The sequence below is a fragment of the Brucella sp. HL-2 genome (assembly GCF_025846885.2).
Lineage (GTDB): Bacteria > Pseudomonadota > Alphaproteobacteria > Rhizobiales > Rhizobiaceae > Brucella > Brucella quorumnocens.
The window spans coordinates 411,438-432,299 of record NZ_JAOYTK010000001.1; the positions used below are offsets into that span (position 1 = coordinate 411,438).

The window sequence follows — 20,862 nt, forward strand, 5'->3', positions numbered from 1 at the left end:
TGATGCACATCTTATCCGAAAACTGCTTCACATTTTTCGGGATGCGCTAACCTGTGATGCCGGTATGGCAGAACCATTCCCGCAGAGCAAAGCGCAAATTGCCCCAGCGCTTGCACCGGGCGCGATCCTTTAAGGACATTGCGTTCAGCGGAAAAGTTCAGGCGTGCAATAGCAATCGCAGACACCGACAACAACAATCTAGCATAGTATTGATATAATGCAAAAGATTTAGCGTCTCAAACGTAACGAAATTTCTTTGATTGGCTGCGCACCCCAAAACCGGCGACGTGGATTCTGGATGAGATAGGCGGAAAACGAGAAGCTTTAACTTCCAGCCGTTACCATGGCGCTATCAAGCAGCGCATTGGCTGTCTTCATGCGTTGTTCTGCGGCAAGGCGAAACTCTTGTGGCAACCGGTCAGGGTGATTTTGCGCAGCGAACAGGCGGCGCAGACGTTGAAGTTCTGCCCGTTTCATCTCAGGCCGCAGATTGAGTTCCTTGCTAATGGATGCTTGCGACTGGATTTCCATTCGCTTTGCCAGGTCACACATTTCGCGTTCAAGCTTGTCCCGATCATTATCAACGTCTTGAAGATCAAATTGAGGAACAATACTTTCTGTCGTGTAAGACCCGTTTGAAACAGGATTGAACCCGGCAGAAAACACTGCAGACGCGAGATTAACAGTTGGTCGCAGTAACTGATCATCGCTGTCGCGATCCGCTTCAACTTCTTTCAACACGGTTGCAAAATCGGGGAAGCTTTGACGCATCAGACGCCTTGAGCCATGTTGGGTGTAAGCGCTGAGGCCAACGCTCTTGTCAGCACGTAAGGTGGAACAGGTTTCTGGAAAACGGGCATTTCCGGATAGCGAGCCGCGAGATGCGCAGGCAATCCACCGCCTGTGTGAATGACTACGAAGATGTTCCGGCTTTTCAGCCTGTCGAGAATGGGTTCCAGATCGCCATCAGCCAAGTTGACGTCGAGAATAGCTGCGTCGACATCCTGTTTATTTATAATATCTATGGCCTGCCTTACGGTACCCACGGGACCGACAACCGTTCCGTTGGCATCTTCTACAGTGGCGGCCACGTCGAGGGCGACGAAAATTTCGTCCTCTACGACCAGTACTCGCCTATGTTCAAGATTATCCATCTTCTTTCCAGTGTCGCTTTCGATCTAATCTTTCGTGAAGCCCATTTGGGCGGGCTATCACAGAGTCAATGCGCAAGGACACAGGGAGGTTCCCTGAGTGATCAGGATAATAGACTAATGGTGAATCAAATCTTTACTGCTCGGCTATTTACAACCTCGAGACGCGTGTATCGGATTCGGCCAAGTCAAACGTGCTCTAAAACGCGGTAAATGTGAGGGTGGTCAGCGAACGCACAATGTTTGGAATGTTCAGCACGTTTTCATTGATGAACTTGCCGATATCGTCACCTTCAGCGACATAGATTTTGGCGAGAAGGTCATATTCGCCGCTCGTCGAATAGAGTTCCGAAACGATCTCACGCTGAAAGAGCGTGTCCGCAACTTCATAAGTCTTACCAGGCGTGCATTGCAGTTGCAGGAAAACGGGCTTCATATCTCTTCCTTTCGCGGCAAATTGCTGTTTGACCGCTTATTCAATGCCTAGTGGTCATACAGCTAGAGTGCCGATTGCGTTTGCAGGTTTCAAGCACGGGCGGATACTTGAAATCAAGAGCGTTTCATCGGAACAGTCTGCGTTTCGATGGCCATTCTAATTTACTGAATTGTGTTTTTAATGAAGGAAGGCGATAAGACTCTCCAACAGTTGAAATAAGATAATAATTAAATGCTCTATGTACTGCCAGCCGTTCTGCTCCTGTTTTCACTGGCCTTCGTCATTGTCTGGGCTGCAGATCAACTGCGTCGCTATCTTTTGTGGTGCGCGTTGTGCTTTCTCTGCATTGGCTTGGCCATGCTTGCTCAGCTTGTCGATATACCCGCTGATGATGGTCAGAACACGATGTTGACGGCCACAGTCTACGTGCTTGGGGCTTTGGCAGGCGGGCATGGGATTCTACGCCGATCAGGCCTCAGTTTGCCGCTCTGGTTCTGCGCTGCAAGTCTTACGCTCGTCCTGGGTGGCGTTATCTATTTTCTGTATCCCCATCCAAGCCTGCTTGGCCGGGTGTATGTTCTCAATCTGGGGCTTGCATGTGTGATTCTGGGTATTGTCTGGTATCTGCGCGGCCTCGTTCATGGTTCTCCTGCTGACAAGCTCATACTGGGCATGCTGGTTCTGGTGGCGGTACAATTTTTTCCACGCACACTGCTGACTGCGCATTCCATTGTCAGTGAAGATACGCCGGTCGATTTTGCCTTCACGCCTTTCTGGCAATGGACAGTTTTTTCGACAGCCGTTGCAGCGGTTATTGCTGGTCTGGTGTTGTTTGCAGCAGCAAGTGCTGATCGATTCAATGAGCTGGTTAATGAGCGCGATAGCGATCCCCTCACAGGGCTTCTCAACCGACGTGGGCTGGAAACGCGCATGTTGGCTATGGGGCGCAGCAATGTTTCGGGTTGGGTTGTGGCCTGTGACATCGATTACTTCAAAACGATCAACGATGTTTATGGTCACGCAACGGGCGACGTTGTGTTGAAAGAGTTTGCCGATGTTCTCCAGTCGCATTTAAGGAGCGGTGATTTGACGGCACGTACCGGCGGCGAGGAGTTTATTCTTTATCTCAATGACATGCCGTCAGATGCCGCATTCGCCTTGGTCGAGAAGATACGGGAAAGCGTCAAGGCACGCGAATTTTCGCGTCTCTCAAGTGGCGCAAACGTTACATGCAGCTTTGGTGTTGTCAGGCTTCGAAACCAGGATGACCTCTGGCAAGTAGTGGAACGTGCCGACAAGGTACTTTATGCTGCTAAAGAAGCGGGCCGTGATCGCACCTTGTTTGAAGAGAATGTTTCCTGACAGCGCGGGGCGATCTTGTGGGGATGAAGGCCGATAAAATTGCCGTGATGGTCGACAAGCTGACGCAAAGAGTGTGTTATTAAAGAATTTCCAACAAAAGTGCGAAGCGGTTTTGTGTCGAATAATGCAAAAAAATAGATAGAGCAGTTCTAACGATTCAATCTCAACTGGATGCTCTAACCTCTTTCTTAAATCTCTTGCGAAGCGAGTTGCCCGAAATCTCATGAAATTTTTATCTGCTCTGATCCCGAATTCATTCGTCGCTCACCTTTTGTCGTTCATTACTATGTCGGTCGTCGTTTCTGTGAGTGCGCCGTCCATGGCTATGACAGCGCTCGAAAAGGCTCAGCTTGAAAAGCTCGATCCTGCAACGCGTCTTGAACAGCGCTGCGATGTCGAGGCGATGGAGCGGATCAGCCGGGACGAGAGAAAGTTTTCGGTCGACAAGGTTCTGGCCTATGCTTTTTCTGATCCAGTAGCGGGAAAGAACAGCATTCAGGCTGAAGGTGCTGCGTTTCGCAGCCGCGAGCATTGGTATAAGCTCGCTTTCGTTTGCAAGACGGATGACGAGCACATCAACGTCGTATCATTCGACTATGATATTGGTGATGAAGTTCCGCAGGATCAGTGGGACAAGCACTATCTCGTCCCCTGATCATTGGAGCGGTTTCGTTAAAACCGAACCGTTCGAAACGCTCTGATTATTTATTTTTACGCATTTCCGAACGCAAAAGCGGTTCCCGCTTTTGCCGGAAATGCTTTATTGTTCACTATCGTCAGCGCGACAGGACGAGAGAATTGTCGCCTCTTTGGCTGAATCGTCGGCTTCGAGGTGGCTTAAGATGGCTTTGCCGTCTTTTTCAGCCCAGCGATAGCTGTCTTGCTCATCCATGGCGACATATTTTTTGAGAGCGTCGTGCCATTGCAGCGCGACCATCTTGCCTTCAGCGTCGAGGACCGCGAAAGCTGGTTCCTCACCTGCATGAATGTAGGTGACTGGCACGACAACGCCGCGTTCACAGACGTAGTCGATGCGAATAATGGAATCCCGGCTGATTGATTGCGCCAGAACCGGGCTTGCCGTGAGAACTGTCATGACGGTTGCGATACCTGTGTTGTATAGGCCTTTTTGCATAACGACTTCTCCTTCGCCCGACCTGTTATCTGGCCTGTCGGTGCTATCCTCACGCCTTAGAGCGCGTTTCGATCTGATTGGATCAGATCGGCGCTCTAATTATCTGTTTTAACGCGCATCTTTGTCCGAAAACCGTTTCACACTTTTCGGGATGCGCCTTAATATGGCAATAGTTGTCTTTGCAAATATCAAACTCTGTTCGCCGCAAGCAGTTTGGCAATGCGTAGCAGAAAAGAGTCTTAAAATTTCAATTTTGTACGGGAACCTAATCCATCTTTATCCGTTGTAGCTCTGCTGGTCGTTAGATCGGCCGGGACCCGGACTAAATTTGCCCCCGCAATCCCAATCCGGGTCCCACCTTTTCCGGGGAACTGCCAATTTTAGAACCGGCATCTCTTCTATCTTAACATTGATAATTCTTACCTTCCTTCCAGGTATTGGAGGAGGGAGGTAGAAATTTATTCCTCACAATCCATTAGGATTGCTCATAATTTCCGAACTGCTTTCAAATAAGAGAAACCTTGTGGCATCCTGTGAGCTCAGACCTCTGATACTGTTTGATGAATGAAACGCGGAGAGGTGGCCCTGAACATGTCGAACAACATATCGAGATTCTCATTAACGCTTGCAGCTTTTGTGGCAACGGCGTCACTGGCAGGAACTATTCAGGCAAGCCATGCCGATCAGACGTTGCTGAATGTGTCCTATGATCCGACGCGTGAGCTGTACAAGGATTACAACGCGGCCTTTGCAAAACACTGGAAGGATCAGACAGGCGAAAATCTGACCATCCGCGTTTCCCATGGTGGATCGGGCAAACAGGCACGCTCGGTCATTGACGGCGTTAAGGCTGATGTCGTGACGCTTGCTCTGGAAAGTGATATCGACGCGATTGTCGAACATTCCGGGAAAATCGACAAGGATTGGCGCAAACGTCTTCCGGACAATTCCTCCCCCTATACCTCCACGATCGTTTTCCTCGTTCGCAAGGGCAATCCCAAGGCCATCAAGGATTGGGGTGATCTGGTAAAGGACGGTGTCGAGGTCATTACCCCCAATCCGAAAACCTCGGGCGGTGCACGCTGGAATTATCTGGCGGCTTGGGCGTGGGCTTATAAGGAGTATGGCGGCGATGAAGCTAAGATAAAGGATTATATCGGCGAATTGTTCCGCCACGTGCCTGTGCTTGATACCGGTGCACGCGGTTCGACAACGACCTTTGTGCAGCGCCAGCTTGGCGATGTGTTGTTGGCTTGGGAAAACGAGGCCTATCTTTCGATCGCTGAATTCGGTGAAGATGCTTTTGACATCGTGGTTCCACCGCAATCCATCCTCGCAGAACCACCAGTGGCGCTGGTCGACAAGAATGCCGATGAAAATGGCACCCGCAAAGTTGCCGAGGCCTATCTCGAATATCTCTATTCGCCGGAAGGTCAGGCGCTTGCATCCAAGCATTTCTACCGTCCATCCAAGCCGGACGTCGTACCTGCTGACCAGAAGCGCGAGTTTCCACAATTGCAGCTCGTGACGATCGATGATCCAATCTTTGGCGGATGGGCCAAGGCGCAGCCTTATCACTTTGGCGATGGTGGAACATTCGACCAGATATACAAGCCCGCAAAATAATCCGGCTGGTGGTTTAATTTCGACCCACTAGGACGCAGTCACACGCAAGATCAATAAAAGGGAACAAATATTGATGTCTTCGCGCCCTGCACCGGTCAGAGCAGGGTGGCATTTCAGAAAACCGAGTGTCATTCCGGGTTTCGGACTGACACTCGGTTTTAGTGTCGCCTATTTGACCCTTCTTATTCTTATTCCGCTTGCGGCTCTCGTGCTGCGCTCAACCGATGTCGGCCTGTCGGGGTTTTGGCGTATCGTCACTGACGAACGCACCATAAAAGCGCTTGAAACGAGCTTTGGCACAGCCTTCATTGCAGCACTTGTCAATGTTGTGTTTGGCGTGATCTTGGCCTGGGTATTGGTGCGCTATCGCTTTCCGGGGCGTCGGTTCATTGACGCAATCGTCGATATTCCGTTTGCACTTCCAACGGCTGTTGCCGGTATCGCACTGGCCTCGATCTATGCGCCCAATGGCTGGATCGGCAGCTTGTTGGCTCCGTTTAATATTCGGATCGCTTTCTCGCGTGCTGGCATCGTCGTCGCACTCATCTTCATCGGCTTGCCATTCGTGGTGCGCACTGTGCAGCCCATTATGGAAGAAATCAGCCGCGAAGTTGAGGAAGCTGCAGCAACACTTGGCGCATCGCGTTTCCAGACAATCTGGCGGGTGCTTCTGCCAAGTCTGCAACCTGCTATTCTCACAGGCTTTGCACTGGCTTTCGCACGCGGAGTTGGCGAATATGGCTCGGTTATCTTCATTGCGGGTAACACACCTTATGTATCGGAAATCGCGCCCTTACTGATCGTCATCAGGCTTGAAGAATATGACTATGCCGGTGCAACCGCACTTGCGACCGTGATGCTGGCACTTTCCTTTGCCATGTTGCTGTTTATCAATCTGATCCAGTCCTGGACGAGAAAGAAGTATGGCCATGGCGAATGACATGACAACTTCGATGCGCAGCGCTGTGACGGAAAGCCTGCCGACGCGGCTCCTTTTGATTGGTGTAGCGCTGGTGTTTCTGGCGCTCTTCCTCATTCTTCCGGTAATCGCAGTTTTTGTCGAAGCCTTTCGTAAGGGAACGGAAGAGTATCTTACAGCACTTGTTGAGCCGGACGCCTGGGCAGCGATCAGGTTGACCTTGTTGGTTGCGGCAATATCCGTGCCCGTCAATCTGGTGTTTGGTGTCGCCGCTGCTTGGGCAATTGCCAAGTTCGAGTTCAAAGGCAAAGCCGTTCTGACAACCTTGATTGACCTGCCATTTTCGATATCGCCGGTTATTTCCGGTCTTGTTTTTGTGTTGCTGTTCGCAAGCCATGGACTGCTTGGACCATGGCTATCGAGCCATAATATCCAGATACTCTTTGCTGTGCCCGGTATTGTGTTGGCAACGCTCTTTGTGTCATTCCCATTTGTGGCGCGTGAACTCATTCCGCTCATGCAGGAACAGGGAAGCGGTGATGAAGAAGCTGCAATTTCGTTGGGGGCAAATGGCTGGCAGACCTTCCGTTATGTGACTTTGCCCAACATAAAATGGGGGCTTCTCTACGGAGTTTTGCTCTGTAATGCGCGGGCGATGGGCGAGTTTGGCGCGGTTTCCGTGGTGTCGGGCCATATCCGTGGTCTTACCAATACGATGCCGCTGCACGTCGAAATCCTCTATAATGAGTATAATTTCGTTGCAGCCTTTGCTGTCGCTTCACTGCTGGCGCTCCTTGCTCTCGTGACCTTGGCACTAAAAGCATTTCTGGAGCTGCGTTATGGTGATGAACTGGCTGGTAGTAACGGGCATTAACAACTAACTTACAGACGATAATAAACCGCTCAGGCTTTGTTTTAGCAATTGGCGGTAGGGGAAAGGATTTGGAATGGAAGTTCGTGTCGCCGGTGTGCGTAAAGAGTTTGCTCGCTTTCCGGCATTGCATAATGTGTCGCTGGACATCCGTTCGAGCGAATTGATTGCGTTGCTTGGACCGTCGGGCTCAGGCAAGACAACTTTGCTGCGCCTGATTGCTGGGCTGGAAAAACCAACCGAAGGTGCCATTTATTTTGGTGAAGAGGATGCTTCGCACAAGAGTGTGCAGGAGCGGAACGTCGGTTTCGTGTTCCAGCATTATGCGCTGTTTCGCCATATGACGGTTGCCGAGAATATCGGTTTTGGCCTGAAGGTTCGCCCGAGCAGCACACGTCCTGCCACTGTCGAGATTAAACGCCGCGCGCTTGAATTACTCGATCTTGTGCAGCTGAAAGGGCTTGAAAACCGTTACCCATCACAGCTTTCTGGTGGCCAGCGCCAGCGCGTGGCTCTTGCGCGCGCTATGGCTATCGAGCCCAAAGTCCTACTTCTCGATGAACCATTTGGAGCGCTTGATGCGCAGGTTCGCAAAGAACTGCGCCGTTGGCTCCGTGAGATCCACGACAAAACTGGCCATACAACGGTGTTCGTCACCCACGATCAGGATGAAGCGCTTGAACTCGCAGATCGAGTGGTGGTGATGAGCCAGGGTCGTATTGAGCAGATTGGTACACCTGACGAGGTTTATGATACGCCCAATTCGCCTTTCGTTTACGGCTTCATTGGTGAATCCAGCACTCTGCCCGTGCGTATCGAGAAAGGCGAACTCTGGCTGGCTGACCGCAATATTGGTCTGACGGTCGATGGTGCCACCGACGGTGAAGCGCGGTTATTTTTCCGTCCGCACGATGTCGAGTTGCTTGACGGTTGTGGCGGCTGCATTGCGGGTACGGTAGTTGCGAGCCGCAGGTCTGGCGGCAAACGCCGTGTAGAGCTTGAAATCGGCGGTGCGCGCGAGCGCGTTGAGATCGAGATACCGGCCGAGCATCCGGCTTCGGAAAAAAGCCGCATCGCTTTTCGTCCTCGCTATTGGCGCGTTTTCGGAAATGATGATGCGCCCAATGCAATTGAAAACCCTCCGGTTTTAACCGAGGCTCAGGCCTAAAAATCGGCTGATCGATGCAGGACTGTATCAATGTGACATCCGCGTTTTTTAATAGATGCGGATGTCTTTTATCTTTTAAGGGCGAAGCGCGCCCTCGAGGCATTTTCGCAATCTATTACGCAGAGTAGTATTATTCTTATTTTCAGTATGTTAGGGTTGCAAAAGGCGCATATTTTATAACGCAACATTAATGTTCGGAAAGAATTGTGCGTTGCGATTTAAACGGTTTGAATATCAGCACAACCCGTCGTCGCATTTTGGCCAAATCATATCGACATTCAGGGAACCGAATACGGATACTGTCGTTCCCCTGAGATGAAAATTCTAAGTGCATTCAGTATCCACCCGCCGCATTTAACTTATTCCCTTCGGAAAGGCTGTTAAGGCACATGCCGGAATTGTCTTCTTCGCCGTCTAATTCGTCCATTGCCGATCGCAAGACTTCGGATCAGATTCCGCCCGAACAACCCTCTCCGATACGGGCTCTTTACAAAAGCGAGGATGAGCTGCGCGAACTCGCGGCCTCCGTTGCACGTGGCGAAGAGCTGGATTTGCCCGGCTATCAGGCTTTTGAATTCGATCAACGCCTGTCTGAAAATGGCAAGCTGATTCTGCACGCCTATCGCTCGTCCGATGCTGCTTCCCGCGCTGGCGAAACGATTACGCCAGCTGCACAGTGGCTCCTCGATAATCATTATCAGATCGATAAGACCGTTCAGCAGACACGCCGCGATCTGCCGCGCAAATTCATTCGCCAGCTGCCGCCCTATGCGGCCCGCGTTGAGAAATATCAGGACATGCCGCGTATTTTCGCGCTTGCATGGCTTTATGTTGCCCATACTGACAGCAATTTCTCGCTCAAGTCGCTGACCGCACTTGTTCAGGGCTTTCAGACTGTCGAGCCGCTTAAGATTGGTGAGCTGTGGGCGCTGCCGTCGGCCGTGCGTTATTTCCTCATTGAGAATGCGCGTCGTCTGGCGCTGCGCGTTGATCGCGCGCGCAACATGCGCAACCTCGCCAATACGGCTGCAGATCGCATTGTTGTTGCTGCGAATGGCGAGGAGCTCGACACGGTTCTGGCGCAATATGCGCATGCCGCCCGCGACAGCACATTTGCTACGCATCTGCTCTATCGTCTGCGCAGCGCTTCGACCGATACATCGGCCGCAGCAAGCTGGCTAGAGCGTATTCTTGAGCAGGAAGGCAGCAATCCCGAAGACGCCATCGTTGAAGAACATGCCCGCCAGTCCACTGGTGGCGTCACGATGGGCAATGTCATTCGAAGCCTCAAAACCATCGATGATATCGATTGGGAAACCTGGTTTGAAACCGTCAACGAGGTCGATGCGATTCTGCGCGATCACAGCGATTTCGAACTTCTGGATTTCCGTTCGCGCAACGCGTATCGCGTGACGATTGAAAAGCTTGCCCGCTTTTCGAACATGAGTGAAATCGACATCACCTGGGCCGCCCTCAAGCTTGCTGAAGACAGCAAGTCTGCCGGACCCGCCGATATCAACGGCACAGAAGGCAAGGGCTCAATCGCCCATTATCTTTCGGGTGAAGGTCGCTCCGAGCTTGAAAAGGTATGCGGCTACAAGGCACCATTCGGCGTCAAAGTCCTGCGCTTCTATCGCAATCTGGGTCTGTTGGGCTTCTTCATACCAACGGCCATTTTCACGATTCTGATCCTGCTGACGGTCAATTATTGCATGAGCCGGGCCGGGCTTTCGACCGATTTGCGCACTTTGTTCACGTTGCTCGCGATCTTCCCGGCAATGGACGCGTCATATTCGCTCTTCAATGCGCTGGTACCGTGGTTTGTGCAGCCGACGCGCCTGATCGGCTTTGAATACAAGGAAGGCCTGCCTGTTGAGGCACGCACGCTTGTTGCCGTGCCGACGCTTATCAATTCGCGCGATTCCATCGATGAGCAGATCCGCAATCTTGAAGTCCATTATCTGACCAATCCGCGCGGCGAGATTTATTTCGCGCTCGTTAGCGACTGGGTGGATGCCAAGCAGGAAATCACGCCTGCCGATATGGAAATCTATGAATATGCGCGTGATGAAATAGCCAAGCTCAACGAGCATTATACCGGTGGCGAGCAGCCGCGTTTCTTCCTGCTTCACCGTCGTCGTCTGTTCAATGAAAAGCAGAGCTGCTGGATGGGCTGGGAGCGCAAGCGCGGCAAGCTACACGAGCTGAACCTGCTGCTTCGCGGCGATCAGGATACGAGCTATTTCCCACCGGATGAGCGCCTGCCGAAAGACGTCAAATTCGTCATGACGCTGGACGCAGATACGCGGCTTACGCCTGAATCGGTCACCAATCTTGTTGGCAAGCTCAGCCATCCATTGAACCGTCCGGTTTTCGATGAGAAAACCGGCAAGGTTGTTCGTGGTTATGGCATTTTGCAGCCACGTGTGACGCCTTCGCTGACAACAGGCGACGAAGCTTCATTCCTGCAGCGCGTTTTCTCGGTCAATCGCGGCATCGATCCTTATGTCTTTGCCGTTTCCGATTCCTATCAGGATCTTTTGGGTGAGGGCACCTTCACCGGTAAGGGTCTTTACGATATCGACGCCTTCGAAATTGCGATGAAAGATCGCGTTCCAGAGAACACGCTTCTTAGCCACGATCTGCTTGAAGGTGGCTATGCGCGCGCGGCGCTGGTCAGCGATGTCGAAGTTGTTGAAGATTATCCGACCGGCTATAACGTCGACGTGTCGCGCCATCACCGTTGGGCGCGTGGCGACTGGCAGCTTCTACCATGGTTGTTTTCGACAGGCCGTGGTGTCAGCGCGATCACGCGCTGGAAGATGGTGGATAATCTGCGTCGCTCGCTCAATCCGATCCTGTGGCTGGTTGCGGCAATTGTCGGCTGGAGCGTGCTGCCAATCGGACCGGCGGCTGTCTGGCAGGGCTTCCTGATCATCAGCATGTTTGTGGCGCCGACCTTTGGCATCGTCACCAATCTTATTCCGTCAAATATGGACTATTCGCTCAAAGGCCATGCGCAGTCGGTTCTGACCGATATTGCATTGGGCACGGCGGATGTGGCGCTTCGCACCACCTTTATTGCACATTCCGCGTTCCTGATGGCTGATGCGATTGCGCGTACGATTTATCGCCTCTTTGTGTCGCGTCGCAATCTTCTCGAATGGCGTACAGCGGCACAGGCAAAGTCCGCCCCCGACACACTTCTGTTCTATTTCCAGATGATGTGGCCAGCCATTGTTATTGCGGGCATTGCGATTTTCATGCCGCTGGCTGCTCAAAGCCATGCTGCAATGATTGCGGCACCTTTTGCAGTCATCTGGTTTGCATCACCGCTCATTGCCTGGCTCGTCAGCCGTTCTGCCAAGCCGCAGGACACGCTGGAAGTGCTCTCGTCCGACAAATCGGCTCTGCGCCGGTATGCGCGCCGTACCTGGCGCTATTTCGCCGAGTTCACGAATGAGGAAAACAACCATCTTCCGCCCGATAACTTCCAGGAAGATCCAGCTCCGATCGTTGCGCAACGTACGTCGCCAACCAATATCGGCGTGTATTTTCTCTCGGTGATTGCGGCGCGTGACTTTGGCTGGATCGGCTTTACCGAGACGCTTGATCGCGTCGCAGCAACCGTCAACACGCTTGAGAAGATGGAGAAATATCAGGGCCATCTCTATAACTGGTATGAGACCAATACGCTGACGCCGATGCGTCCGCTCTACGTCTCTGCCGTGGATAGTGGCAATCTCGCTGGACATCTTGTGACACTCTCGTCGGCGCTGGAAGAATGGGCTGAAGCACCTTCGGTCTATCTTCAGGCTGATCTCGACGGTATTCTCGACGTCAACGACGTGCTTGAGGAAACAATTGCACGTATTCCTGATGATCGTCGTATCCTTCGTCCATTGCGCCGTCGTCTGGAAGAGCGGATCGCCAATTTCCGTCGTGCAGTGCGTACCATCAAGGAAGAGCCGGAAACCGCATCCTTCCGCACTATCAATCTCTCGCTCTTTGCGACCGATATTGTGCGCCTGATGGAAGAGCTCGACAGCGAGATCGAAACACCTGCAAGTGCGGAAGCGCGCGAATGGGCTTACATTCTCGTTGAAACCTGCAAGGCCCACACCGACGATTCTATGGGCGAGCACAACACCGATGAGCTGCGTGAGCGACTGCGGGATCTTGCTTCACGTTCGCGCCAGCTGGCCTTTGACATGCAGTTCGGTTTCCTTGAGCGCAAGGAACGTCGTCTTCTGTCGATCGGTTTCCGTGTGCAGGAAAACGAGCTTGACGAAAGCTGCTACGATCTTCTGGCGTCAGAAGCTCGTCTTGCGAGTTTGTTTGCCATTGCCAAGGGCGACGTGCCTGTTGAACATTGGTTCAAGCTTGGCCGTCTTCTGGTTCCAGTGGGTTGGAAGGGCGCTCTGCTCTCCTGGTCCGGCTCGATGTTCGAGTATCTGATGCCGCCGCTGGTCATGTCGGAGCCGCTCGGTTCGCTGCTAGATCAGACCAACAAACTCGTTGTGCAGCGTCAGATCGACTACGCGACCTCGCGCGGTCTGCCTTGGGGCATTTCGGAAGCGGCATTCAATGCGCGAGACGCGCATATGAATTACCAATATTCGAACTTTGGTGTGCCGAACCTCGGTCTTCAGCGAGGCCTGTCGCGTAATGCGGTTATCGCGCCTTATGCAAGCTTGCTGGCTTCTCAGTACCAGCCTGCCGCAGCCGTCGCCAACCTGAAGCGTCTGGAAAAACTCGGTGCACTCGGCCGTTATGGTTTCCACGATTCCGTGGACTTCACCCCGTCGCGCGTTCGCGAAGGTGAAACCTGTGCAGTGGTGAAAAACTATTATGCCCACCACCATGGCATGTCGATTATTGCGGTCAACAACGTGATCTTCGAAGGCCGTATGCGTGAACGCTTCCATTCCGATCCGGTGATCGAAGCAGCCGAACTGCTATTGCAGGAAAAGGCACCGCGCGAAATTCCGATGATCTATGCGAAGACGGAAAATCCGATGCGTGTGGATTCGGGCGGCTTCGACGATGCGCCGATGCGTATTATCGATGTGCCGTTCAAGGCCCCGCGCACAACGCATATGATGTCGAATGGCCAGTATGCGCTGATGGTGACGGCGAATGGCTCCGGCTACAGCCGTTGGCACAATTGGGACATCACTCGTTTCCATGCCGATGCGTCGGAAGACTTGCAGGGCACGTTCTTGTTCCTGCGCGATATGGAAAGCGGATACTGGTGGTCGGCGACCGGAGAGCCGGTACGCAACCCAGAGGAAGAAACCAAGACTGTCTTCACCGAAGACAAGGCGGAATTCTACAAGACTGCCGGTGACATCAAAACGGTTATGGAAGTGATCGTTTCGTCAGAATCTGATGGTGAAGGCCGCAGGCTTGATATCATCAACACCAGTGCGCGGGATCGTGTGATTGAAGTCACGTCCTATTCCGAACTGGTGCTGACCGATAGCGACAGCGATGCAGCACATCCGGCGTTCGCCAAGATGTTTGTCGAAACCGAAATCGCTGACAATGGCTCGACCATCTATGCGAAACGCCGCAAGCGTGCGCCGTCCGATCCGGACATTCATGTTGCGCATTTCGTAACCGATTTGTCGGGCTCCATCCGTGAAACCGAAGTCGAAACCGACCGTCGTGCATTTATCGGTCGCGGGCGTTCGTTGCGTGATGCCGCAGCCTTTGACGACGGTGCGACATTCACCGGAAGCCAGGGCTGTGTGCTTGATCCGATTGCATCGGTACGCACCCGCGTTCGCGTTCCGGCACATAAGAAGGTTAGCCTTGTTTTCTGGACCTTTGCGGGTGGAAGCCGTGATGCGGTTGAACATGCGGTCGCGATGCATCGCCATCCGGAAACCTTTGCTCGCGAATATTCTCTGTCATGGACAAGTTCGCAGGTTCAGCTCTACCATATCGGCATCAAGCCGGCGGAAGCTGCCGACTATCAAAAGGTTGCAGCCTATCTGCTTTACCCGGAACGCACTTTGCGTCAGCCGCCTGAAACGATTGCAAGCGGCCTTGGCAAGCAGTCCGATCTCTGGCCGATGTCGATCTCGGGCGATTATCCGATCTTTGCTCTTCGCATCGATAATGAAGCGGATCTTGATGTGTTACGTGGCGTGCTGCGCGCGCAGGAATATTGGCGTAGCAAGGGCCTGACGGTCGATGTCGTTGCGGTCAACGAGCGCGCATTCTCCTATGCGCAGGATACGCAACGCGCCATCGACTGGATCGTTGAAGGCTTCCGCGCGCGTGGTGGCGGTCAACCGCATATCTTTGCGGTTCGTCGCGATCAGATGAGTGAAGAAAGCTACAACACGCTTCTCGCTTCAGCCCGCATCGTGATGCATGCGCAGAATGGTTCGCTTGCCGAACAGTTGCGTCGCAGCGAGGAAATCACGGTTGATCTGGCCGCAAGAAGCGACGCAAAAACACCTGCAATTGCCCAGCAGGGCTTGGGTGCCGCAGGGCTTGCACCTGTTGCGCTTGAGCGCGGCACGGAAGAGCGCCGTCTGGTTGCTAAGCCAAAATCAGTCACACGTCCGGCTCCAACCGGCGATGATCTCCAGTTCTGGAACGGTTATGGCGGATTTGCTGAGGATGGCAGCTACGTTGTGCGGATCAACAACCGAACAACCACGCCGCATCCATGGATCAACGTTATCGCCAATCCGGATTTCGGGTTCCATGTTTCGGCGGAAGGTTCAGCCTTCACCTGGGCTGGCAACAGCCGCGATTATCAGCTTACCCCGTGGGCAAATGATCCGGTCACCAATCGTCCGGGTGAGGCGATCTATATTCTTGATCGTGAAACCGGACGCAGCTTTGCCCCGACAGCCAATGTACTGCGCGACGAAGCTGTCACCTATGAAGCCCGCCATAGCCATGGCTACACCACCTTCTCGGCACAGCACGGCGAACTGGCACTGGAGCTGACCCATATCGTTGACGCCGAAAAGCCGGTTCGACTTTCGCGTCTGACGATTACCAATAAGGGGCGGTCGAAGCGCAAGCTGCGTGCCTATGGTTATGTCGAATGGGTGCTGGGCAACGCCCGCGCCAAGAATGTGCCGTTCATCGTGCCATCGCAGGATGAAGAGCTCGGTGCGCTCTTTGCAGGCAATCCATATCATCCGGACAAGTCCGGCCAAGTGGCGTTTTTTGCGGCAACGGAAAAGCCGCAATCAGTCACGGCCGACCGTGGCGAGTTCATCGGTTCGACAGGATCGGTTGACAAGCCGGAGGTGGTTCTAGCTGGTAAGGCCCTTTCGGGAACGGTTGAAGCAGGACGCGATCCATGTGCAGCGCTTGCGCTCGATATTGAAGTCGGTCCGGGCGAAAGCCGTGAAGTGGTCTTCCTGCTCGGTAATGCTGCCGATCAGCAGCAGGCAAAGGTGCTTGTCGCAGAAAGCCGCAATGCATCCTTCGATGACAAGCTCACTGCTGCGGCCAAGCATTGGGAAGGGCTGTTCAGCCGCGTTCAGGTCAAGACGCCTGATCCGGCCTTTGACCTGCTGATCAATGGCTGGTTGCCTTATCAAGCAATTGCTTGCCGTATCTGGGCGCGTGCTGCCTTCTATCAGGCCAGTGGCGCGTTCGGTTTCCGCGACCAGCTGCAGGATACGCTGTCGCTGCTGCTCATCGATCCGTCATTGGCTCGTGCGCAGATTCTCAATGCGGCCTCGCGTCAGTTCCCTGAAGGCGATGTGCAGCATTGGTGGCTTCCAGCAACGGGTGCCGGTGTGCGTACGCTGATCTCTGACGATGTAGTCTGGCTTGGCTACGGCACATCGCTCTATGTGGAAACGACAGGTGATCGCGCGATTCTCGACGAGAAGCTGCCATTCCTTGAAGGCCGCAAGCTCGAAGAGGGCGAACATGATGCGTTCTACGAGCCGCAAATCTCGAAGAACACTGAAAGCCTATATGAGCATTGTGCGCTGGCACTCGATCTTGCGATTGAACGCACCGGCAAGCACGGTCTGCCGCTGATCCTTGGTGGCGACTGGAATGACGGCATGAATCTTGTCGGCGTAAAGGGCGAAGGCGAAAGTGTGTGGCTTGGCTGGTTCCTTGCCTATACATTGCGCCAGTTCATCCCGATTGCTGAATCTCGCAAGGATGCAAAGCGGGCAACCGCATGGGCTGTGCATCTTGAAAGTCTGACAAAGGCGCTTGATCGCGATGGCTGGGATGGCGAGTGGTATCGCCGTGGCTTCTTCGACAATGGCTCTCCGCTTGGCTCAAAAGACAGCGACGAATGCCAAATTGATGCCATCGCGCAATCATGGAGCGTGTTGTCGGGTGTTGCCGATCCAAAGCGTGCCGAACAGGCAATGGCTTCGCTCGAAAAGCATCTGCTTGACGATCAGGGCGAGTTGCTGCGTCTCTTCACGCCGCCTTTCGACAAGACGGTGCAGGAACCAGGCTACATTAAGGGCTATCCGCCCGGCGTTCGCGAGAATGGCGGTCAGTACACGCATGGTGCAACATGGGCCATTCTGGCACTGGCTCGCATGGGCAAAGCCGCAGAAGCGTGGCGTCTGTTCTCGCTCATCAGTCCGGTCAACCATGGACGCAATCCGGACGTCTATCGCGTCGAGCCATATGTGATCGCAGCTGACATCTATTCGGTCGAGCCGCGTCGCGGACAGGGTGGCTGGACCTGGTACACAGGTTCTGCTGGCTGGTTCTACCGCGTGGCAACGGAAGGTATTCTCGGTGTCACAAAGCGTGGCGATCGCCTGCATTTCGACCCGGCATTGCCACCTGAATGGGACGGCTATGAAGCTGATCTGCGCTTCGGCGACGCGACCTATCACGTGAAGGTGGTAACAGGTGCCAAGTCAAAGGCGATCAAGCTCAATGGCCGTAAAATCACCAAGCCCGATGAAGGGGTTGCGATCAAGCTCGATGGTGAACATGAGATCATTGTAGAGCTTCCCAAATCTGAATGAAGCATTTAAAAAGGCGGGTGAAAACCCGCCTTTCTTTTTGCTGCAAATCATCTGGGTGGTTGCAGCACATGCTCATGCAATGGAGGCCGTCATGGCCAAAACCGATATCGCACGGCGCGTCTTTAATCACGCATGGAAGCTTGATCCGATTGTTCGCAGCCTTCTGGACACGGATTTCTACAAACTTCTGATGTTGCAGATGATCTGGGGGCTTTACCCCAAGGTGGATGCGACCTTTGCGCTCATCAACCGCACAACCTCGGTGCGTCTTGCCGATGAGATCGATGAAGGCGAGTTGCGCGCGCAACTCGATCATGCACGCACGCTGCGTTTTACCAAAAAAGAGATGATCTGGCTGGCGGGTAACAGCTTCTACGGACGCAAGCAGATTTTCCAACCGGAGTTTCTTAATTGGCTGCATGATTTCCAGCTGCCAGAATATGATCTGCGCCGCAAAGACGGTCAGTATGAGCTGCATTTCCATGGGCCATGGTCGCACACGACCATGTGGGAGATCCCAGCGCTTGCGATCATTAATGAGCTTCGCTCGCGCGCCGCGATGAAAAACCTCGGGCCTTTTTCGCTAGATGTGCTTTATGCCCGCGCCAAGGCCAAGATGTGGAGCAAGGTTGAGCGGCTTCGCGAATTGCCGGACCTGAAAATTTCGGATTTCGGCACGCGTCGCCGTCACTCATTCCTGTGGCAGCGCTGGTGCGTCGAGGCCTTGAAGGAAGGTATCGGCGGCGCATTTACCGGAACCAGCAATGTGCTTTTGGCGATGGATAACGATCTTGAAGCGCTCGGCACCAATGCGCATGAACTCCCGATGGTGCTGGCAGCGCTTGCCAATACGGATGATGAGCTACGCACAGCACCCTATCGGGTGCTGCAGGACTGGAACCGCTATTATGGCGGCAATCTTCTGATTGTGCTGCCCGATGCTTTCGGCACAGCTGCTTTCTTGCGTAATGCGCCGGACTGGGTTGCCGATTGGACTGGCTTCCGCCCCGACAGCGCCCCACCAATCGAAGGCGGCGAACGCATTATCGAATGGTGGAAGTCTCGCGGCAAAGACCCACGCGAAAAACTGCTGATTTTCTCGGATGCGCTGGATGTGGATACGATTGAGGAAACCTATCGCCATTTTGAAGGCCGGGTCCGCATGAGCTTTGGTTGGGGCACAAATCTCACCAATGATTTCGCCGGTTGCGCGCCAACCACCATTCATGGCCTCAAAGCCATATCGCTGGTCTGTAAGGTAATCGATGCCAATGGACGCCCGGCGGTCAAACTTTCCGACAATCCGCAGAAAGCGACAGGCGATCCCAAGGAAGTCGAACGCTATCTCAAGTTTTTCGGCAACGAAGAGCGCGTCGAGCAACTCGTCAAGGTTTGACGATAAGTATGTCCGGAGAACTGTGAATTGATTTTCGAATAAGATTCGCACCACGGAATAGTTGAGACGCTTCGACCTTAATCATTTGGATCGAAGCGTACTCTTATCTTTATTCCATCAATCGGGCTGTGCCGGAAAGACGAATAGAGTCGCCACGCACATGGCCAATTTCTGCACGCAGATGAGATGGCACACCCATATCTTCGCCCTGAAACACTTCAATAGATCCGCCATGCGGCCAGCCCAAGTCGCGTAAATAGGCGGCGAAAGCTGCAGTGGATGCGCCGGTCGCCGGGTCTTCATAGACGCCGCCCGAGGCAAAGGGATTGCGGCTGTGAAAGCGCTGCGGCGTTTCTGAATGCACCAGAAGGATCGTTGTCCAGCCTTGCCGCTTCATCAGGACCCGCCCGCGCGGAAGATCATAATGCATGGCCGCAAGTTTCTCGCGTGAGCGCAATGCCAACACAATATGATCTGCGCCCGCATGGATAAGTGCCGGCGGAATGCCCGGTGCCAGATCATCTTTTTCATAATTGAACAGCGCTAGCGCCTGCTCAATCTCGATTTCAGATGCGGCGCGGTTGCGCGTCCCGGGTGATTGCAAGCTCGCAGAAAACAGATCGCCTTCCTTGCGGCCCTCCACGCTGATGTCGGAATTGTTGAGCTTTAATGCAAAACGCCCGTCACCTTCGCGCATGGCAAGTGCTGCACCGAGCGCAATTGTGGCATGGCCGCAGAACGGAACTTCCATTTCGGGCGCAAAATAGCGCACACGCCAGCTGTCTCCTTCCGGCATGGCAAAAGCCGTTTCCGAAAAGCCAACATCCTTGGCGATTTTCTGCATTTCCTCGGCTGAGGGGAGTTTTTCAGAAATCAGTACACCGGCGGGGTTACCGCCCTGATTGCCTTGCGAGAAGGCTGCTATGCGCAAGACGTCCAATGATTTGTCCTTCGCCAATTTTCGATTCTCTCCCGCCCTTCTTCTATAGAAAGCGCGAAATGCGTCGGGTCAAGGGCAATGCAGATCGATGGTACTTTGTGCCCGGTTATCGACGCGCTGATACGATCAGAAGCATTGGGCGCTCAACCTCATCGCGCAAGGCGGGCATTGCTTCGATTTGAGCAGGTGTAGGCCGCCATTCCTCAAGACTGTTGATGTCAAATCCTGCTTCAAGCAAAGCATTGACGGTCGTGCTGAGGCGACGGTGGTATTTAATGACACCATCTGCCAGCCAGTTGGTACGTCTTTCGCCCTCAATGGCATAATGATCAACTGGCCAATGCTTGTTTTGGTCTTCATCCACGATCCAACCGGGCATTAGCGGTGCCATGAAAATCGGATGTTCTATTGTGAAGATGAAATGGGAACCGGGACGAAGCGCCTGATGGATCGTGTTGAGCAGTCGGGAAAAGTCGCGGATATAGTGAAAGGCCAGCGAGCTATAGGCCAGATCGAATCGAGCTTCTGGTAGTTCTAATGTTTCCATATCTGCCTGCACATACCGGATCGCATCGTCCTGCGTGTCGTGCTGCGCGCGTTCAAGCATGTTCTCCGACAGATCGTACCCAGTGACGGAAGCCGCCCCCTGTTCGCGGGCAAAGCGAGAAAACCATCCAAAGCCGCAGCCCAGATCCGCAACGTCGTTGCCGGATAAATCAGGCAGCAGCGAGCGAATATAAGGCCACTCAGGCGCACCATCCAATCCGTAGACTGAGCGTGGCAGTTGGCTATAGGCGTTGAAAAAATCGGCGCGGTCGTAAATATTCTGAGCCATTGTCTGCTTTCCTGTTACTGAAAAGCAGAA

Annotated in this window: 14 protein-coding genes; 8 read left to right on the top strand and 6 right to left on the bottom strand. The window is 53.5% G+C overall.

Annotated features, from left to right (window positions below; genetic code table 11):
- Window positions 1-324: 324 nt before the first annotated feature.
- The 3 genes from OIV19_RS01995 to OIV19_RS02005 form a co-directional block, all read right to left on the bottom strand.
- Window positions 325-771 carry a hypothetical protein gene (locus tag OIV19_RS01995; RefSeq protein ID WP_095445867.1) on the bottom strand — a complete coding sequence of 149 codons (447 nt, stop codon included), beginning with the start codon at window positions 769-771 and terminating at the stop codon, window positions 325-327.
- Entirely contained in the window at window positions 771-1,154 is a 384-nt protein-coding gene (locus OIV19_RS02000; protein ID WP_095445868.1) for a response regulator, read from the bottom strand. The genes OIV19_RS01995 and OIV19_RS02000 overlap by 1 nt, the downstream gene beginning before the upstream one ends.
- Before the next feature lie 196 nt (window positions 1,155-1,350).
- Entirely contained in the window at window positions 1,351-1,587 is a 237-nt protein-coding gene (locus OIV19_RS02005) for an Lrp/AsnC ligand binding domain-containing protein (protein ID WP_024898218.1), read from the bottom strand.
- Window positions 1,588-1,818: 231 nt separating this feature from the next.
- On the opposite strand from OIV19_RS02005, the gene OIV19_RS02010 reads away from it, so the two are divergent.
- Window positions 1,819-2,949 carry a GGDEF domain-containing protein gene (locus OIV19_RS02010; RefSeq protein ID WP_264230525.1) on the top strand — a complete coding sequence of 377 codons (1,131 nt, stop codon included), beginning with the start codon at window positions 1,819-1,821 and terminating at the stop codon, window positions 2,947-2,949.
- A gap of 223 nt (window positions 2,950-3,172) precedes the next feature.
- Window positions 3,173-3,604: a DUF930 domain-containing protein gene (locus OIV19_RS02015; RefSeq protein ID WP_095445870.1), complete on the top strand. Its 432-nt coding sequence runs from the start codon at window positions 3,173-3,175 to the stop codon at window positions 3,602-3,604.
- A gap of 105 nt (window positions 3,605-3,709) precedes the next feature.
- On the opposite strand, the gene OIV19_RS02020 is transcribed toward OIV19_RS02015, so the two are convergent.
- Window positions 3,710-4,084, bottom strand: coding sequence for a lysozyme inhibitor (locus OIV19_RS02020; protein WP_280523392.1), 375 nt, complete (start codon window positions 4,082-4,084; stop codon window positions 3,710-3,712).
- Between the two features lie 591 nt (window positions 4,085-4,675).
- On the opposite strand from OIV19_RS02020, the gene OIV19_RS02025 reads away from it, so the two are divergent.
- The 6 genes from OIV19_RS02025 (at window position 4,676) to pncB (ending at window position 19,057) form a co-directional block, all read left to right on the top strand.
- Window positions 4,676-5,710, top strand: coding sequence for a sulfate ABC transporter substrate-binding protein (locus tag OIV19_RS02025; RefSeq protein WP_095445871.1), 1,035 nt, complete (start codon window positions 4,676-4,678; stop codon window positions 5,708-5,710).
- A 73-nt stretch (window positions 5,711-5,783) separates the two neighbouring features.
- The gene (gene cysT, locus OIV19_RS02030) at window positions 5,784-6,650 is read left to right on the top strand and encodes a sulfate ABC transporter permease subunit CysT (RefSeq protein WP_095445872.1); all 867 of its coding nucleotides are present in this window, start codon (window positions 5,784-5,786) and stop codon (window positions 6,648-6,650) included.
- 1 nt (window position 6,651) lies between these two features.
- A complete protein-coding gene (gene cysW, locus OIV19_RS02035) occupies window positions 6,652-7,503 on the top strand; it encodes a sulfate ABC transporter permease subunit CysW (RefSeq protein WP_498831024.1) in 852 nt (283 codons plus the stop codon).
- Window positions 7,504-7,576: 73 nt separating this feature from the next.
- Window positions 7,577-8,668 (top strand): sulfate/molybdate ABC transporter ATP-binding protein, encoded by a 1,092-nt coding sequence (locus OIV19_RS02040; protein ID WP_095445873.1) that lies wholly within the window; start codon window positions 7,577-7,579, stop codon window positions 8,666-8,668.
- 389 nt (window positions 8,669-9,057) lie between these two features.
- Complete coding sequence (locus OIV19_RS02045; RefSeq protein WP_264230527.1) at window positions 9,058-17,661, top strand: GH36-type glycosyl hydrolase domain-containing protein; 8,604 nt, start codon at window positions 9,058-9,060, stop codon at window positions 17,659-17,661.
- Between the two features lie 91 nt (window positions 17,662-17,752).
- Complete coding sequence (gene pncB, locus OIV19_RS02050) at window positions 17,753-19,057, top strand: nicotinate phosphoribosyltransferase (RefSeq protein ID WP_095447825.1); 1,305 nt, start codon at window positions 17,753-17,755, stop codon at window positions 19,055-19,057.
- Between the two features lie 109 nt (window positions 19,058-19,166).
- On the opposite strand, the gene OIV19_RS02055 is transcribed toward pncB, so the two are convergent.
- Both OIV19_RS02055 and OIV19_RS02060 read right to left on the bottom strand, forming a co-directional pair.
- Complete coding sequence (locus tag OIV19_RS02055) at window positions 19,167-19,997, bottom strand: PhzF family phenazine biosynthesis protein (protein ID WP_151095646.1); 831 nt, start codon at window positions 19,995-19,997, stop codon at window positions 19,167-19,169.
- A gap of 106 nt (window positions 19,998-20,103) precedes the next feature.
- Window positions 20,104-20,832, bottom strand: a complete 729-nt coding sequence (locus OIV19_RS02060) for a class I SAM-dependent methyltransferase (protein ID WP_264230528.1) — start codon at window positions 20,830-20,832, stop codon at window positions 20,104-20,106.
- Window positions 20,833-20,862 lie beyond the last annotated feature (30 nt).